This is a genomic window from Acinetobacter sp. AC1-2 (genome assembly GCF_016124155.1).
Lineage (GTDB): Bacteria > Pseudomonadota > Gammaproteobacteria > Pseudomonadales > Moraxellaceae > Acinetobacter > Acinetobacter calcoaceticus.
Window position 1 is genome coordinate 14373 of the sequence record NZ_JABFFO010000012.1, and the last position, 15763, is coordinate 30135.

The 15763-nt window shown below is 37.3% G+C and carries 19 protein-coding genes; 5 read left to right on the plus strand and 14 right to left on the minus strand.

The features are described 5' to 3' along the window. Positions 1-42: 42 nt before the first annotated feature. From HL290_RS18285 to rplM, 6 genes are all read right to left on the minus strand, one after another. On the minus strand, positions 43-402 hold the full coding sequence (locus HL290_RS18285; RefSeq protein ID WP_017387724.1) for a hypothetical protein: 360 nt from the start codon (positions 400-402) through the stop codon (positions 43-45). Positions 403-740: 338 nt separating this feature from the next. Then, a complete protein-coding gene (locus tag HL290_RS18290; RefSeq protein WP_198497216.1) occupies positions 741-1397 on the minus strand; it encodes a hypothetical protein in 657 nt (218 codons plus the stop codon). A 17-nt stretch (positions 1398-1414) separates the two neighbouring features. After that, entirely contained in the window at positions 1415-1846 is a 432-nt protein-coding gene (locus HL290_RS18295) for a ClpXP protease specificity-enhancing factor (protein WP_004638692.1), read from the minus strand. Between the two features lie 6 nt (positions 1847-1852). After that, complete coding sequence (locus HL290_RS18300) at positions 1853-2506, minus strand: glutathione S-transferase N-terminal domain-containing protein (RefSeq protein WP_004638694.1); 654 nt, start codon at positions 2504-2506, stop codon at positions 1853-1855. A gap of 174 nt (positions 2507-2680) precedes the next feature. Continuing rightward, entirely contained in the window at positions 2681-3067 is a 387-nt protein-coding gene (rpsI, locus tag HL290_RS18305; protein ID WP_002048725.1) for a 30S ribosomal protein S9, read from the minus strand. A gap of 12 nt (positions 3068-3079) precedes the next feature. Next, positions 3080-3508 (minus strand): 50S ribosomal protein L13, encoded by a 429-nt coding sequence (gene rplM, locus HL290_RS18310; protein ID WP_003656097.1) that lies wholly within the window; start codon positions 3506-3508, stop codon positions 3080-3082. A gap of 173 nt (positions 3509-3681) precedes the next feature. Here rplM and pdxA point away from each other — a divergent pair, with 173 nt between their 5' ends. The 3 genes from pdxA to HL290_RS18325 are packed head-to-tail and all read left to right on the plus strand — an operon-like array spanning position 3682 to position 6344. Beyond that, positions 3682-4665, plus strand: coding sequence for a 4-hydroxythreonine-4-phosphate dehydrogenase PdxA (gene pdxA / locus HL290_RS18315; protein ID WP_198497217.1), 984 nt, complete (start codon positions 3682-3684; stop codon positions 4663-4665). 23 nt (positions 4666-4688) lie between these two features. Further along, the gene (gene rsmA, locus HL290_RS18320; protein ID WP_198497218.1) at positions 4689-5501 is read left to right on the plus strand and encodes a 16S rRNA (adenine(1518)-N(6)/adenine(1519)-N(6))-dimethyltransferase RsmA; all 813 of its coding nucleotides are present in this window, start codon (positions 4689-4691) and stop codon (positions 5499-5501) included. After that, entirely contained in the window at positions 5502-6344 is an 843-nt protein-coding gene (locus HL290_RS18325) for a symmetrical bis(5'-nucleosyl)-tetraphosphatase (RefSeq protein ID WP_198497219.1), read from the plus strand. Positions 6345-6434: 90 nt separating this feature from the next. On the opposite strand, the gene HL290_RS18330 is transcribed toward HL290_RS18325, so the two are convergent. From HL290_RS18330 to hflX, 4 genes are all read right to left on the minus strand, one after another. Next, the gene (locus HL290_RS18330; protein ID WP_045437826.1) at positions 6435-6878 is read right to left on the minus strand and encodes a DUF2147 domain-containing protein; all 444 of its coding nucleotides are present in this window, start codon (positions 6876-6878) and stop codon (positions 6435-6437) included. Between the two features lie 82 nt (positions 6879-6960). Then, the gene (locus HL290_RS18335) at positions 6961-7635 is read right to left on the minus strand and encodes an LrgB family protein (protein ID WP_198497220.1); all 675 of its coding nucleotides are present in this window, start codon (positions 7633-7635) and stop codon (positions 6961-6963) included. A 10-nt stretch (positions 7636-7645) separates the two neighbouring features. Next, on the minus strand, positions 7646-8017 hold the full coding sequence (locus tag HL290_RS18340; protein ID WP_004638713.1) for a hypothetical protein: 372 nt from the start codon (positions 8015-8017) through the stop codon (positions 7646-7648). 33 nt (positions 8018-8050) lie between these two features. Continuing rightward, complete coding sequence (gene hflX / locus HL290_RS18345; RefSeq protein ID WP_004638715.1) at positions 8051-9394, minus strand: ribosome rescue GTPase HflX; 1344 nt, start codon at positions 9392-9394, stop codon at positions 8051-8053. A 215-nt stretch (positions 9395-9609) separates the two neighbouring features. On the opposite strand from hflX, the gene HL290_RS18350 reads away from it, so the two are divergent. Next, the gene (locus tag HL290_RS18350) at positions 9610-10419 is read left to right on the plus strand and encodes a lysophospholipid acyltransferase family protein (RefSeq protein ID WP_005043363.1); all 810 of its coding nucleotides are present in this window, start codon (positions 9610-9612) and stop codon (positions 10417-10419) included. Here the strand turns inward: HL290_RS18350 and HL290_RS18355 are convergent, their stop codons facing one another. After that, complete coding sequence (locus HL290_RS18355; protein ID WP_198497221.1) at positions 10420-12045, minus strand: phospholipase D family protein; 1626 nt, start codon at positions 12043-12045, stop codon at positions 10420-10422. 106 nt (positions 12046-12151) lie between these two features. Between HL290_RS18355 and HL290_RS18360 the strand changes: the two genes are divergently transcribed. Continuing rightward, a complete protein-coding gene (locus HL290_RS18360) occupies positions 12152-13162 on the plus strand; it encodes a metallophosphoesterase (RefSeq protein WP_017391503.1) in 1011 nt (336 codons plus the stop codon). A gap of 47 nt (positions 13163-13209) precedes the next feature. Here the strand turns inward: HL290_RS18360 and HL290_RS18365 are convergent, their stop codons facing one another. Genes HL290_RS18365 through HL290_RS18375 form a run of 3 tightly spaced genes read right to left on the minus strand, consistent with a single transcriptional unit; the run spans position 13210 to position 15436 of the window. Then, entirely contained in the window at positions 13210-13689 is a 480-nt protein-coding gene (locus HL290_RS18365; RefSeq protein ID WP_004638723.1) for an OmpA family protein, read from the minus strand. A gap of 14 nt (positions 13690-13703) precedes the next feature. After that, complete coding sequence (locus HL290_RS18370; protein WP_005043367.1) at positions 13704-14927, minus strand: diguanylate cyclase domain-containing protein; 1224 nt, start codon at positions 14925-14927, stop codon at positions 13704-13706. 5 nt (positions 14928-14932) lie between these two features. Next, entirely contained in the window at positions 14933-15436 is a 504-nt protein-coding gene (locus tag HL290_RS18375; RefSeq protein WP_092710839.1) for a YfiR family protein, read from the minus strand. Positions 15437-15763: the final 327 nt, after the last annotated feature.

Genomic DNA, 15763 nt, shown 5'->3' on the forward strand with positions numbered 1-15763 from the left:
TGTGCTTTTTATAATAAATATAAAAAGCACATCTTAGATTAATTAGCTAAAGTCTAGCTCTTTTTCAAATGACTTTAACTCATGACGAGCCATGGCCAAATTCGATTTAGTACGATCAAGCACTAAGTAAAGGAACAAATTATTATTACTTTCTAGAGGTCGAATTAAGTGGTAAGCCTTACCTAAGGTAATTAAAATATCTTCAATATTATCATTTAATTTCAATGCATTGGCGATATTTCGCTTTGCGCGAACTACTTCCGTGTTTCCAGCAGCAGCCAATTCTAAATCAATTTCCCCACCACCTTGTGTTGCAAGTGATAAACCGCTTTCTGAATCAACAAGTGCAGAAGCAATAAAACCATCAATTTCAGTTAAGCTATCTAAAGAAAGTTTAGCCATGTTTTTATCTCTCAGGATTCTAAAATTATATTTACTACTTTTTCTAAAAGTAGTTGAAATTCATTATATTTCTGCACAATTTGAAGTCAATCAATCAATTAAAGTATGAAGTTTTAGTTTTGGGAAATAAGTGACGGAAAATGTCAGATTATAAAAAATATTATAAGATTACTTTTACATTATACTTTTAATACTGTGTTGCGGTTTACATTATATATTTTTAAATTTAGATAAAACAATTGTAATAGAATATTAATACAATATTGATTAATAAAATATGCTAATTTTAATCAAAAAAAGGGGAATAACAAATTCCCCTTTTTATAACAATGATCAAACTAAACGAGCTGTGTATAAATACAATAGAGGTAGCCCAAAATTGCTAAAGCAACGACAGGGGCAATAATCTTTGACCATGTTGGTACAGAAATTTCGGCAGCTTGTTCTTCAATATGCAAGTCATCATGATGAGGTTGGGCTTGGTGAACCATTTGGTTGAACTCCTTCATTGTTGTATCCAATGATAGCTCTTCTTGTTCCACAGGTTTAGAACCAATTAACTCATTTAGATGGTTTGTTGACCAAACCCAATCTTCTGCCTGACCTGATAAATGTTCGACCTGACCTAAAATTAATTCTTTTAGGCCATTATGTCCAAAACCACCTGTTTCATCGAGCTGGTTAAGTTCGGCTAACTGCAAAGTTAAAATTTCAGAAATACTCTGTTCTAGTTCTGCATTTTTTAAAGTCGACTGGTTATGTTTAGAAGTTGTTAAATGGCGAGCAACTTCCTGAATATAAAGTGGATCTGCCGATTTAATTTCATGATAAATCTTATTGTCATCTTGGCGCCATAAACTAATCAGTTTTCCAAGCGTAAGAATATTCACTTCATCAATCAGCTTATTTTTTTCATTAACTGGATATTGATTTAAAAGCTGAGGCTTTTGAATTTTTATCTGCTCAGCAAAGTATTGGACTAAATCAAATGCCATGCTTTCTTCCTCTAAATTTAATCTAAAATTCTTAACGTTGGTTTTTTCTTGGTTGATGTTGTTTCAGCTTCTTGTACTTCTGGCTCTGCTATATTTTCTACAGGCGCTACATTGGCATATTCTTCAGGATCAAAAAATAAACCTTGCCCATTCTCACGTGCATAAATACCTAAAACTGCTTGAATAGGTACATAAATGTCTTTCGATGCCCCCCCGAAACGGGCAGAAAAAGTAATGGCTTCATTAGCAATAAGAAGTTGATGAACAGCATGAGGTACGATATTTAAAACGATCTGCCCATCTTTAACAAATTGCTGTGGAACATCTGTATGTGGCTGTGTCGCATCCACTAATAGATAAGGAGTAAGCTGGTTATCACAAATCCATTCATAGATTGCACGAGCAAGATAAGGACGTGTAGGGGTTAAATCAATAGGTTGCTCAGACATATCACACTATTCCATATTTAATAGTTCATTGTAACGGTTTTTCTCTTGAGCCGTCATTGATTTAGCAAAAGAAGGCCTCTCAAAGATACGTTTACAATACAAAAGTATCGGTCGGCAGTGCTGTTTCGGTAAATCGATTCCCATGCTATTTAGCCTTAAGAAAATAGGGGCAAGCATACAGTCCAAGATTGTGAAATTTTCAGACATAAAATAGGGGAAATGCTGAAATAGGGGAGTAAGTGAAATTAAAGTTTCACGTAATTCTTTTTGAGCTTTTTGCTTTTGTTCGACATTTAAAGAATCAGCATGCTTTAACATCTGATCTGCTAATTTGAACCAGTCGTTTTCAAGTCTCCATATATATTGACGCTGCTCTGCACGCATCATTGGCGCATCTGCGTAAAGCTTACCTTGGCGATAACGATCATCTAAATATTCAGCAATAATAGGCGCTGAAAATAATTTAAGGTTTTGCTCGACCAACATCGGCAATTGGTTATAAGGATTTAAACTTGCTAAATCTTCGTCTTCATGGTCAGTTACGATCAATTGATATTTGATTTGCTTTTCTGCTAATAAGAAACGAATCCAGTGAGAACGGAAATCATCAGCATGACTGTAAAGGGTAATCCCCTGAATAGAGGTGTTTTCGACCGACATATCACAAGACGACGTGGTTGAGTGAATCGATTAGGATACTAAAAATGCTCTAGGAAATCACGGTTCTAACGAGATAGTTTGTTTATATTTATAAGTTTGCATTTTATTGTTCTATTTTCATAATAAAAAAGCCTTGGAAAAATCCAAGGCTTTTTGTCCAACTCGATAAACGAATTAACGTTTAGAGAATTGAGGACGCTTACGAGCTTTACGTAAACCAAGTTTCTTACGTTCAACTTCACGAGCATCACGAGTAACGAAACCAGCTTGACGAAGAACAGGTTTTAAAGTTTCGTCAGCAGCGATAAGCGCACGAGTAATACCGTGACGGATCGCACCAGCTTGACCACCAATACCACCACCTTTAACAGTGATGTAAAGGTCAAACTTTTCAGTAACTTCTAAAAGTTCTAAAGGTTGACGAACAACCATACGAGCAGTTTCACGACCGAAATATTGCTCTAAAGTACGGTTGTTAATAACGAGTTTGCCTGTACCAGCTGACAAGAAAACACGTGCAGTTGCGGTCTTACGGCGACCTGTACCATAATTAGTAGCCATGTGCTGTATCCCTTAGATGTCCAAAACTTGTGGCTGTTGAGCAGCATGCGGATGCTCAGTACCAGCGTACACTTTCATTTTTTTGATCATTGCATAACCAAGAGGACCTTTTGGTAACATGCCTTTAACTGCTTTTTCAAGAACAGCTTCAGGCTTGTGAGCAATTAACTTCTCGAAGTTAGTCTCACGGATACCACCAGGGAAACCAGTATGGCGATAATATTTCTTATCAAGCGCTTTTTTACCAGTCACTTGAACTTGTTCAGCATTAATCACAACGATGTAATCGCCAGTGTCAACGTGAGGAGTATAAGAAGTTTTGTGCTTACCGCGTAAACGACGAGCGATTTCAGTCGCAAGGCGACCTAAAGTTTTGCCAGAAGCATCAACAACATACCAGTCATGTTGAACTTCAGCTGGCTTAGCGCTGAGAGTTTTCATTAAACCACTACCTATTATAGTTGGTTTGGACTATGGAATCTGTCCAAACAAAAGGAGCGAGCATTCTAAACGAGTTTGTTCAAAGTCACAAGAAAAATCCAGTTTAAGCCATATAATTTAATCCATAAACTGATGAATGCGGGATATGTTAAAATCAAACAAATTTTCGTTATGTGTCTGGGGTGATTGTGCTGCCTTTATATGTCACTTCCGGTGAGCCGGCTGGTATTGGTCCAGATATTTGCTTGAGCTTGGCTAAGCGAGTTGATGAACGCCCACTTGTTATTTTGGGTGACCGAAATTTATTAGAACAACGTGCTCAGAAACTCGGGATAGATATTCAATTTCTAGAATATACGGGACAAGCTGAATCATCGTCTTTAGGTGAACTTTATATAGAGCATGTACCTTTAGAAATGGCGGTTGTTGATGGGCAATTAAACTCAGCTAATGCAGCTTATGTATTAGAACAATTACGCCGTTCAGCTGATTATGCAATGTCTGGTAAAAGTGTTGGGGTCGCCACTGCTCCTGTGCAAAAGTCGGTCATTAACGATGCAGGTATTTTGTTTAGTGGACACACTGAATACTATCAAGAATTTGCAGGTGTAGAGCGTGTCGTCATGATGCTTGCAACCAAGACCTTACGTGTTGCTTTGGCTACTACACATTTGCCCTTAAGAGATGTTGCAGATGCAATTACCAAAGAGCGTTTGCATCAGGTCATTGATATTTTATTACATGATTTAAAAACTAAATTTAAGATTATGGATCCGCGCGTACTTGTTTGCGGATTAAATCCTCACGCGGGTGAAGATGGGTATTTGGGACGCGAAGAGATTGATACCATTAATCCAGTACTTGAAAGTTATCGGGCACAAGGAATAAAAATGAGCCTAAGCTTGCCTGCGGATACCTTATTTACTCCTGAACATCTTAAAAATGCTGATGCTGTACTTGCCATGTACCATGATCAAGGTCTACCTGTGTTAAAATCACAAGGGTTTGGTGAGGCCATCAATATTACATTGGGTTTGCCATTCATCCGAACTTCGGTCGATCATGGCACGGCATTGTCTTTGGCCGGTACTGGTTTGGCAAAAAGCTCAAGTTTAAATGTCGCTGTCGATTTAGCTTTATCTTTGGCAGCGAGCTAAATTTTTCATGTTGGAAATGTTCTATGTATCAAATTAATGCCCTAAACCCGAAAGATGAAGGGCATAAAGCTCGTAAACGTTTTGGTCAAAACTTCTTACATGATCAGCGAGTCATTGCCAAAATCGTGCGCTCGGTGAATCCGCGTGCGGGTGAAAATGTTGTTGAAATTGGACCTGGTTTGGCCGCATTAACATCTCCTTTAATTGGAGAATGTGATGCATTAACAGTTGTTGAGCTAGATCGTGATTTAGCGGCAGGCTTACCAGAACGCGTTCCACATCCTGAACGTTTAACGATTATAGAAGCTGATGCATTAAAATATGATTTTAGCGAACTAGTAAAAGATGGTCGACCATTACGTGTGGTTGGTAATTTACCTTATAACATTTCAACCCCATTACTTTTTCATCTCTTGGAATTTGGCAGTAAAGTTAAAGACATGCACTTTATGCTCCAAAAAGAGGTGGTTGACCGTATTACGGCTGAGCCAAACACAAAAGAATATGGTCGCTTGTCGGTAATGATTCAGTATTATTGCCAACCAACGTTTTTATTTGAAGTGCCAGCTGGCGCATTTAACCCACCACCTAAAGTAACGAGTGCTGTTTTCCGCCTTGTTCCATATGAACAAAAACCAATTATTGCAAAAGATGAAAAAGCTTTAGCTCGGTTGGTTGGTCATGTATTTACCCAACGTCGTAAAACCCTAAGAAATAGTCTTAAAGGTATGATCTCTGAAGATGGCTTTGAAAAAGCAGGCGTTGATCCGATGGCTCGTCCGGAAACTTTAACACTGACTCAATTTGTTGCTTTAGCCGATCAAATGGTGGGATAAATGACTAAACGTTTTAATTATGTGATTGGCGATGTACAAGGGTGTTTTGAAGCTCTGAAAGCCTTACTTAAAGAAATACGTTTTGATCCAGACCAAGATTTTTTATGGTTTGCTGGTGATTTAGTTGCTCGTGGCGAAAACTCAGTAGGTGCCTTACGTTTTGTTAAAAAACTTGCTGACCGCGGAGCTGCTGCAACTGTACTTGGAAATCATGACCTGACTTTAATTGCGGGTGCACGTGGTTTAAAAGAGATTAAAGAAAAAGATCGTACGCAGGATGTTATTGATGCAATTGATGGCGATGAATTAATCGACTGGTTGCGTAAACAACCTTTATGTTTATTCCCAAACGAGCACACAATTCTTACTCATGCGGGCATACCTTGCATTTGGGATGCACAAAAAACTGCAACGCTAGCAAAAGAGGTTGAAGCAGTACTCTCACATCAAGATTTATCTGTATTGGATGCTTTTTTAGCAGAAATGTATGGTTCAAAACCCGATTTGTGGGAAGACGATCTAACTGGTTCAGCACGTTTACGTTGTATTACCAATTATTTGACTCGCATGCGTTTAACCAACGCAGAAGGAGCTTTAGAGTTCAGTTTTAAAGATGCTCTAGATGCGCCAATGCCAGAAGGCTATTTACCTTGGTTCGAATTTCCAAGTAAAGCTGCTCAGACTCATCAGATTATTTTTGGTCATTGGGCTGCACTAGAAGGTAGAAGCGTTAATGAGCAGATCCAGAATATTGATGGTGGTTGTGTTTGGGGGCGGAAATTAATGGCTTATCGCCTTGAAGACAAAGAAATCTTTGCTGTCGATAATCCTGAGCGAATATAGGAAAAGCAATGCTTTTCATGAGCGCAAGACGAGGGTTGTACCCGAGTGAAAATAAAAAAGCCGCATAAGCGGCTTTTTTATTTTTAACTTTTATTCTACGCGAATCCAGATTTGATTACGTCCTAAAGCAGAAACACCGAGATAACCACGCATATGTAAACGGTTGCCAGTTGCGCTAAGCTTTGCTTTAAGTCCGTAAACTTTGCCCGTATTCGGATCTAAAATTTTACCGCCAGTAAAATTAAGTCCATCTGTTTGTTTTAAGCCCGTTGCAATGTCTAGACCTAAAATTGGTTTATTGGTATATGGTGCTGGGCAATTATCACAAATCTCTTTAGGGGTATAACCCGGGCGTGGCGTGACTTTAGTAACTTTTCCAGCATAAGTCCCATTTGCTTCTTTTCGTATTTCTACCTGTGCTTTGGGAGCACCTGTCTTATCATCAATTGTTTGCCAAAGACCTGTAATATCTGCTGCAAATGTAGCAGTATTGATCCCCAGTAAGAGCAGCGCTCCAATAAAAATTTTCCCCATAATTAAAAATCCTTTTAACTTTGAAAGATCATCTTATTTCGAATTGATATACCGTTCAATGTTTATTTAATCGGCTTCTTAATTAAGGTGTTCCAAGTGACAACATTAATGTCGGCAACCAAATTGCAGTAAATACGCCATTCAAAGCCATACCAAATGCAGCGTAGCGGCCTGCAACTGGTCCGCGCTGCCAAGCTTGAGCTGTTCCTATGGCATGAGCAGCTAAACCTAAGGCTAAACCGGAAGCACGCTCATCATGAATGTGCTTAAGTAAAAATGGTGAAAAAGCTGCTCCAATAACCCCAGATAAAATAACAATAAGGGTCACCAGTGTTTCAGGAGCATGCAATAAAGTTGCGATGTTCAGAGCGATTGGGGTAGTTACCGCACGAGTTGCAAATGCAAGAATAGTAGGTTCCGACATATGCAATAAATAAGCGAGGCCCATAGGCAAAGCAACAGCGCTAATACTTGCAAAAAGTAAAATACCAATGACCGATTTAATTGGAAGGTCATCGTAACGCATTGCAGCTAAGGGAATTGCTAAGGCTACGGTGACATATCCCAATAAATGGCTAAATAACTCATTCACATAAAGACGATATTGTTCATAAGGAACTTGTAAAACTGAAAGTAAGGCAATGACAATGAACATGCCGAAAACTAAAAGTGGAACTTGCGGAAAACGTCGGTTTAAAGGTTTTGCACACAGATAACCAATTAATGTGATTAAAAAACCGTAAAAGATCGTAAACATTTTATTCTCCTTATAACCAACGTTTTGCCATTTTTGCATAGACCCACAAAGGTATAAGGGTGCTGACTACTAAAACAAAAAGGAATAGTGGAATTTCTTTACCCATATGCACCAACATAATTAAGGAGCCAGCACAAACGGGTAAAAAAGCAAATCCACTTTCTTTCATAATTTTATTATTTGTATCAACTATCCGGAGAGGGATTTTCTTGAACTTTCTCCAGATAATCAAAATAGTGAGTAAGCTGATTAAGCCGACTAAATTACCTAATTCTGGATGACCAAAAGCACGCATGACGATGACAGAGCCTTCACGAAAACCAATAATGAGCAGTAAAGTTGCTACCCATGCTGTCCAGTCTATACTTTTGATCTTATCCATATTTTTTATCTCTAAAAGTTTACTTATCAAGTTTTAACTGATCTGACCCTTGATTTCAAACTCCTCCAAGGGACGGCTAAATTGACTAGCACGTTCTCCCAAGATTTCCTCTAAGGGCAGTTTTGCTTGGCGAATAAGCTTTTCTAACTTATGTGGGGCAATGCGTACATCAATATGCAATAAGCCAGCATCATCATAGTGTTCAGACTGAATCACATTTAAAGCATAAAGTTGGGTGCGCAATTTGCCATAAGCAGGTTTAAGAATCAGTGAAAAATGTTGAATTTGACCCATTAAACATTCTTGCACTGCTTGTTGAAGTAATTCTAGACCAAGGCCAGCATGAGCCGAAACATAAACTCGATCTGGTACATGTGGCTCGGCATAAATGATTTTGGCTTCTTCACCACTCAGGTCAATTTTGTTGTATACCCGAAGTACTGGAGCATCTGCGCCAATCTCTTTTAATACACCTTCAACTGCTTCAATTTGATCAAGCATGTCATGGCTATTACTATCAATAACATGCAGTAATAGAGTGGCTTCAAGTGTTTCTTCAAGTGTTGCTTTGAATGATTCAACTAAATCATGTTGTAAGTTTCGTACAAAGCCTACCGTATCTGCTAACACGACAGTACCAATACCATCCCATTCCAAACGGCGTAATGTGGGATCGAGTGTTGCAAACAGTTGGTCGGCTGCGTAGACATCACTTTTCGCTAAAATATTAAATAGAGTTGATTTGCCCGCATTGGTATAACCAACTAGCGATACAGTTGGAATGGCTGCCTTTTGTCTTGCAGCACGCCCTTGTATACGGGTTTGATGTACTTTTTCTAATTTATCTTTTAATTGGGCAATACGTACACGAATGAGGCGACGGTCTGTTTCTAGTTGTGTTTCACCAGGACCACGTAAGCCAATACCACCTTTTTGTTGCTCAAAGTCTGCTGACCAACCACGAATAAGACGCGTAGATAAATGCTTTAACTGTGCAAGCTCGACTTGTAATTTACCTTCATGCGTACGAGCACGCAGCGCAAAAATATCTAAAATTAAGCCAGTACGGTCAATGACTCGGCATTTTAATATTCTTTCTAAATTTCGTTCTTGAGCGGGTGACAAAGCATGATCAAAAATCACCAGACTTGCTTCTAGTTCCTGAACTCGCTCTGCAATTTCTTCGACTTTTCCTGAGCCAATAAAAAATTTAGGATTGGGTTTATTTCGCTGAACCTTAATATGTTCAAGGATATCTGCACCAGCAGACTGTGCAAGTAGAGCAAACTCTTCGGCATCCAGATCATCTAATAATTGTACAGAAACACTCACTAAAATTGTGCGTTCACCGCCTTGATGCCGATCAACATATTCCACGTGGCTATAAATCCTGAAAATGGGAAAACTTTATTCTAGATGAAACTTAAGCAAAAGGGGAAAGCGTTTGTTCTTATCCTTTAGATTAGTTAAATGTAGTTAGAGATGTCTGAATTTATTTTATTTCCTGTTCTCTATCATCAATGCAAGTTTATTCTGAAACGTATAGAATGCTCGAGATGGGTATAACAATGATTGATCGTTAGTGAAATTTTATGGCTCAAACGCAAAGTATAGTTAATTCAACGTTAAAGAAATTATCAAAAATAGGTTTATATGGAAAAAAAGTCACTTCTGCCACGGCTGCAATTAGTGAAGGTTTTTATTTAGTTTATCGACATGGCCTTTATAAAGATCCTAATAATCCGGTTAATACACGCTATGTTCAATATTTTTGCCGCCGTTTATGTCAGGTTTTTAACTTAGATGTAGAAGTACATGGAACAATTCCTCGAGAACCTGCTCTTTGGGTAAGTAATCATATTTCCTGGCTAGATGTTGCTGTTTTAGGTTCAGGTGCTCGAGTTTTCTTCCTTGCTAAAGCTGAAATTGAAAATTGGCCTATTTTCGGGAATTTAGCTAAAGGTGGTGGAACTTTATTTATTAAGCGTGGGTCTGGGGACTCCGTTAGAATCCGTGAGCAAATTACCGAATTTTTAAAACAAAATATTCCTGTACTATTTTTCCCTGAAGCGACTACCACCGATGGGCATTCTGTGAAGAAAGTACATGGCCGTTTACTCGGGGCTGCTATTGAGGCCCAACGTCCAGTACAGGTATGTTTAATTTGTTATGTAAACCGTTATGGACAATTAGATACAGTTGCTCCATTCATTGGTGAGATGTCTTTTGCAGAACATATTCAACGCGTACTTGAAATGCCGAAAGTAACAGCTCATTTGTTAACTTTGCCACCAATTTCTGTGGAAGGGCATGATGTGAAAAGTTTAACAAATGAAGTTCAAGAAAAAATGGTAGAAGGATTGGCTCAACTACATCAAAAAGTACTTAAGCCAAAAAATTAATTACATGAATCCTTCGATTGGCAGCCATGAAAGAAACTTCATGCCTGCTTTTTGCCACCATTTCATTTCTGGTTCCTGTTTATAAATTAAGGGACCATGTGAAGTCTCTTGCTGCCAATAAATATGATTATTAGCGTCAAGCTTTAGCTTATAAGCATATTTATTTAAATTTTCGTCCATCGTATGGTGAATGGTCTTAGCCAATGATGGACTATCCAAAATTACGCCAATTTCAGTATTCAAATATGCTGAGCGTGGATCAAAATTAAATGAACCAATAAAAACCTGCTCATCTAATGCCATAAGTTTTGTATGTAAACTTGAACGGCTTAATCCTTTCATATTCACTTTTGCTTTAGTTGCAAGCTCATCTGTATTTTTATTTAAATCTCTTTTATCGGGTGTGGGTAAAAACTCATAAAGTTGTACGCCGTTTTTAAGAAGTTCTTTACGGTACCTCCCATAAAAGGCATGCACAACGGCAACGTCATTCGCTTTAAACGAGTTAGTTAAAACTCGGACTTCAACACCTTCTTTGGCAAGAGTACTTAAAATCTTGGCACCTTGCTTTTCTGGAATAAAATAAGCTGAAATCAAATCAACATTACTTTCTGGTTTTTCTAGATGGTTAATTAACTGGAAATTAAGGTGCTCTTCTTTTTTAGCCTTTGATTTGATTTTATCTGGTGAGTCTTTTACGACTTCGGCTTTGACCCAGTCGAATTGAATATTGCGATTTAACCATTCATCAAATGCATGTGATTTTGCAGTTAAGTTTAGAAAGTTTTGAACTGTTGCCTGTTGGTAGTGAGCTTCGAGTTGCTCTTTTAATCCCTCATAACGTAGACGATGTTGCTCTGGACTTACGATACTTTGAACTGAATATGCATATTCATGATTCCAGTAGTCATCAAACGAATTCACAATATCATCAACAGCAGCACCAACTAACATTACATCGACATCAGAGAATTGATAACTATCGCTTACATTGTAATATTGATTTGTCATGTTTCTTCCGCCAATAAGAGCAACCTCATTGTCGGCAATAAAACTTTTATTATGCATACGACGATTGATACGTTTTAAATCAAGAACCATATCCATCGCGCGATATTTACGAAAACGGTAGGGGTTAAAAAGCTTAACTTCAATATTTTTATGCTGAGAAAGGGCAAGCAAAATCCCTTCTATTTTTTTTGCATTATTATCATCAATAAGAAGTCGGACTTTTACCCCGCGATCAGCTGCCCGAATAATCGCGTGCAAAGCTAAAGCACCAACTTTGTCATTGTCCCAAATATAATATTGTAAATCTAATGTCTTTTCGGCCTTATCAATTAATCTTAGCCGGGCTGCTAGAGCCTCCAACGGATCATTTAATACGTGAAAACCCGTTAGTTTTGGGTTCTGCTGACGTAAGGGAGTAATCAGTTTTGCAAGTGAGGTCTCGGAGGTATCAATATCTTTTGCATATTGTACTGGTTCAACACCATGTTTTGGCAGAGTACTACATCCTGTCAAACCCACAGCAAAACTAGAACATAGGACTATAGAGGCTTTTATCAAAAAGCCTTTAGCTTGTTGATTCGTTTGAAGCTGTTTGGAATGAATGGATTGTGCCATAATCAGTACATACGATAACGTGAGCTAGAGTATAATTCGTGCATATTGAAAGATAAATATTGAATTTGATTACTAGCAATCAATATAAGATAAGTCGAGAGTCGTAATGTGGAATCCAAATTCAATTATTTTTTGTTTTTACTTTATATTTTCAATACTTGCTTTATGGGGGATTTCTGAAGCTTGGATTCATCAATCTCGAACCGAGACTATTCATCCATTTAAAGCTTTTGTCCATTTACTCGCATTCTATCTTTCTTATCTACTTATTCCTCTCTGGTTTTTTAACTTATACGCTGCTTGGACTGGTTACTATTCAATTCATCAAGGTATTTTCATCTTTTTCTTAAGTGGCGTTTTAATTTATGCCCGATTTATTGAACCTCATCTAGTACGTGTCGATACACATCAATATCGGTTAAATCCAGATCGAAGTTTTAATAAACCTGTAAAAGTAGCGTTAATTGCTGATTTACATATTGGTTTATTTTCAGGGCATGAGCGCCAGCTAAAAACAATAGTTAAAAAATTAAATGAACAGCAACCTGATTTAGTGGTTGTGGCGGGTGACTGGACATATGAACCGGAAAATAGACTAATTCAAGAATTGAGTGTTTTAAAAGAAATTCAGGCACCTGTTTACTCTGTTCCTGGAAACCATGATGAGCAATATCCAGGACCTCCTATCCAACAATTATTAAAAGATGCCTTGTTTTATAATGAAGTTGTCGATATTGAAGGCAAAATAGTTGATTTTGAAGAGTTTCGTTTGATAGGTATTGGTGATCTGTGGGCTGGAAAAACCGACATGCGTTCTATGCCAGATTTACCCCAAGACAAACCTTGGTTAATCCTTTCCCATAATCCCGATACGGTAGACATGGTGCCTAAATTGCCGAATCGACCATTAATGTTATCTGGGCATACACATGGAGGGCAGGTTGAGCTTCCATGGCTTACCACCTATATTATGAAAAAAGTGTCAATTTTAGGTCATAAACGTGGATTTTACTCTCACGAACATGCCGATGTTTTTGTGACTGTTGGCACAGGAATGGTCGGAATCCCTTTACGTTTTAGAGTGCCGCCAACAATTGATATTATTGAGTTAGTTTAAAATAAAAAAGCCAATCACAGAGGATTGGCTTTTTTATAAATTGAAAATTATGGAATAACAACTATGGCAACACGTCGGTTAATCGCACGATTTTCATTGGTTGTATTTGGAACATAGGGCTGCGTTGAACCGCGACCAATCACATAGATATTTTCTTGCTTAAACCCGCGAGCTAAGAAAAGGTTTGCCACACTTTGTGCGCGCTCTTCAGACAGCTTTTGATTATAAGCAGCATCGCCAACATCATCAGTATGACCAACAATTTTCAATTTATTAAGATCATATTTATTCAATTGAGATGCTAGACGCACTAACTCGGCTTCATGGCTCTGTTTTAACTCTGCATTATTAAAGTCAAACAACAAACGTTCTGGTAAACCTAAAGTCCATCCTTCATTTGTAAGCACAAAACCTTCTTTTTTGAGCAATTTTACCTGACGATATTTTAATGGCCCAAAACTCAGGCACCCTGCAAGAGTAATGCATAGCAATGCAATAAAGGAGAGTTTTAAAGATCTTGTATTCATAGATTAGCCTAAATTTAATTTTCAGGTTTATAGATAAACCAGCGTTCATCCGAATTTTTAGCCTTATACATTGCCTGATCTGCTTGCATAATGAAATCTTCGGGGCTAGATGCAAATTGTGATAAAGCAATACCCACACTAAAACTGAAGTAAATGGTTTGACCATTCAGATGCAAAGGTTCTTTACAGCTTTCGAGTAAATTTTCAGCAATAGATATTAAATGATCAGCATGACTAATGGAATGCAAAATGACAGCAAATTCGTCGCCACCTAAACGCGCAATAAAATCTTGATGACGTAAACGGGTTTGCAAGCGATTCGCCATTTCTTTCAAAACTTCATCTCCAGCCAAATGTCCAAACTGGTCATTAATCGCTTTGAAGTTATTGTTATCTATAAATAATAAAGCAGATTTGTTATCAAACCCCTTATCTTCAAACATATCTAAAAGAATTTGATAAAAATAATGTCTATTAGGTAATAAGGTGAGCTGATCGTGATGAGCCTGAAATGACAATTTACGATTTTCTTTTTGTAATTGATTGTCCCATATCTGAATTTCTTCAAGTAACTCATTAAAAACAGTATTTAAATCTTGAAATTCTTTAATTCGATTATAAGGGAACCGAAGATTATAAGCTTTTTGCTCACTTACAATTTGAGCAATATTGGTAAGTGGATAAATAGCCTGCATAATTTGGCGATAAGTTAAGTTTACTGACCACCACAAAGCGCAAACAATAAACAACATCGCAATTGCGAGCCCTACCATAATCATTTTTAGGAACTGCAAGATTTTTTCTGAACTACCAAACAGGGTTAATTCACCTACATTTTGTTCGTGATGATAAATTGTAAGATGAACGGGTTCATTTAAAAACCAATGATCAAACCACCCCTCTAAAATTGAAGTCTGACTTGATAATTTAAAACTTTGTGCAATTAAATGATGTTCTGAATCATAAATATGAATAGTACGGATTGAATGATCATTCGTATATTCATTCAAAATTTGCTCTATCGTAATTTTGTCATTAAATACAACTGCTGGCTGAATACGCTCTAGCAGAGTATGGCTGAGCAATTGTAAATTTTGCTTAGCATAGGTTTCCATTGTAAAAACAGAAATCGATACAAAGGTAAAAGAACAAATAAAGAACGTAATTGCAAAAATCGTAAATTGAGACTTTCTAAATAAAGCATGCAATGAAGTGGACTGATACAACTTAGATATCATAATCCTTACTCCGCATTCTTAGCCAAGAGCAATACTCTCGGATCGATATGAACTTTGGAGTGACTTAAAGCATCTAAGTTAACTTTAAAGGTAGTGTAATTATTTTGATTATATAAACAAAAGATACTTCCTATTTCACAGTCTGAATTATTGATGCTTAAAGAAAGTAAAGAACGATAAGGATAATTCTGAATAAGGCTTTGTTGCTGCTGTGGAGAAGTAGTAGAAAAATAAACAGCCTGACAATGTGACCGTGCAAAATCTTTCGCGTTTACAGTTTGAACACGATAATTATAAGACATTTGCTGGATATAAGATTGAAAGGTAGATGTAATGGAGGGATTATCAATAATACAAAGAGTAGGAGTATTTACATTCTCCCACTTACTGTAGCTTAGAATAGATAAAGTAAGCACATAGAAGTTATGTTTTGAATTGGCATAACAAGGCCCACTCGTAGCAAACACTACAAGTATGCAAACAAATACTTTCTTAGCGAACTGCCACATGGTGAGTTAATGCCAAACTATTGCACGAATGATCTATTCTACATGAAGTTGATAAAGTAAAAAAAGTTTAATATCTCATCTAAGGTTGACTGATATGCCTAAAAAAAAGGCATATATATCACTTTTTTCGTAAAATAGTAGAAAAAATCGGCACTCAAAAGAAAAAGGCTGAAATACCCCTTGCAAAGGGATCTTAATCCTCTATAATGCACATCCATCGGCGGTGATGCAGATAAGAACTTGTTGAAAAACAGTTACTTGGAATTGGGTTGATTGCTTTGAGCAGTGGATTTGATAAGAAGTTGGTTTTGAGAATAAGTTTTAAAA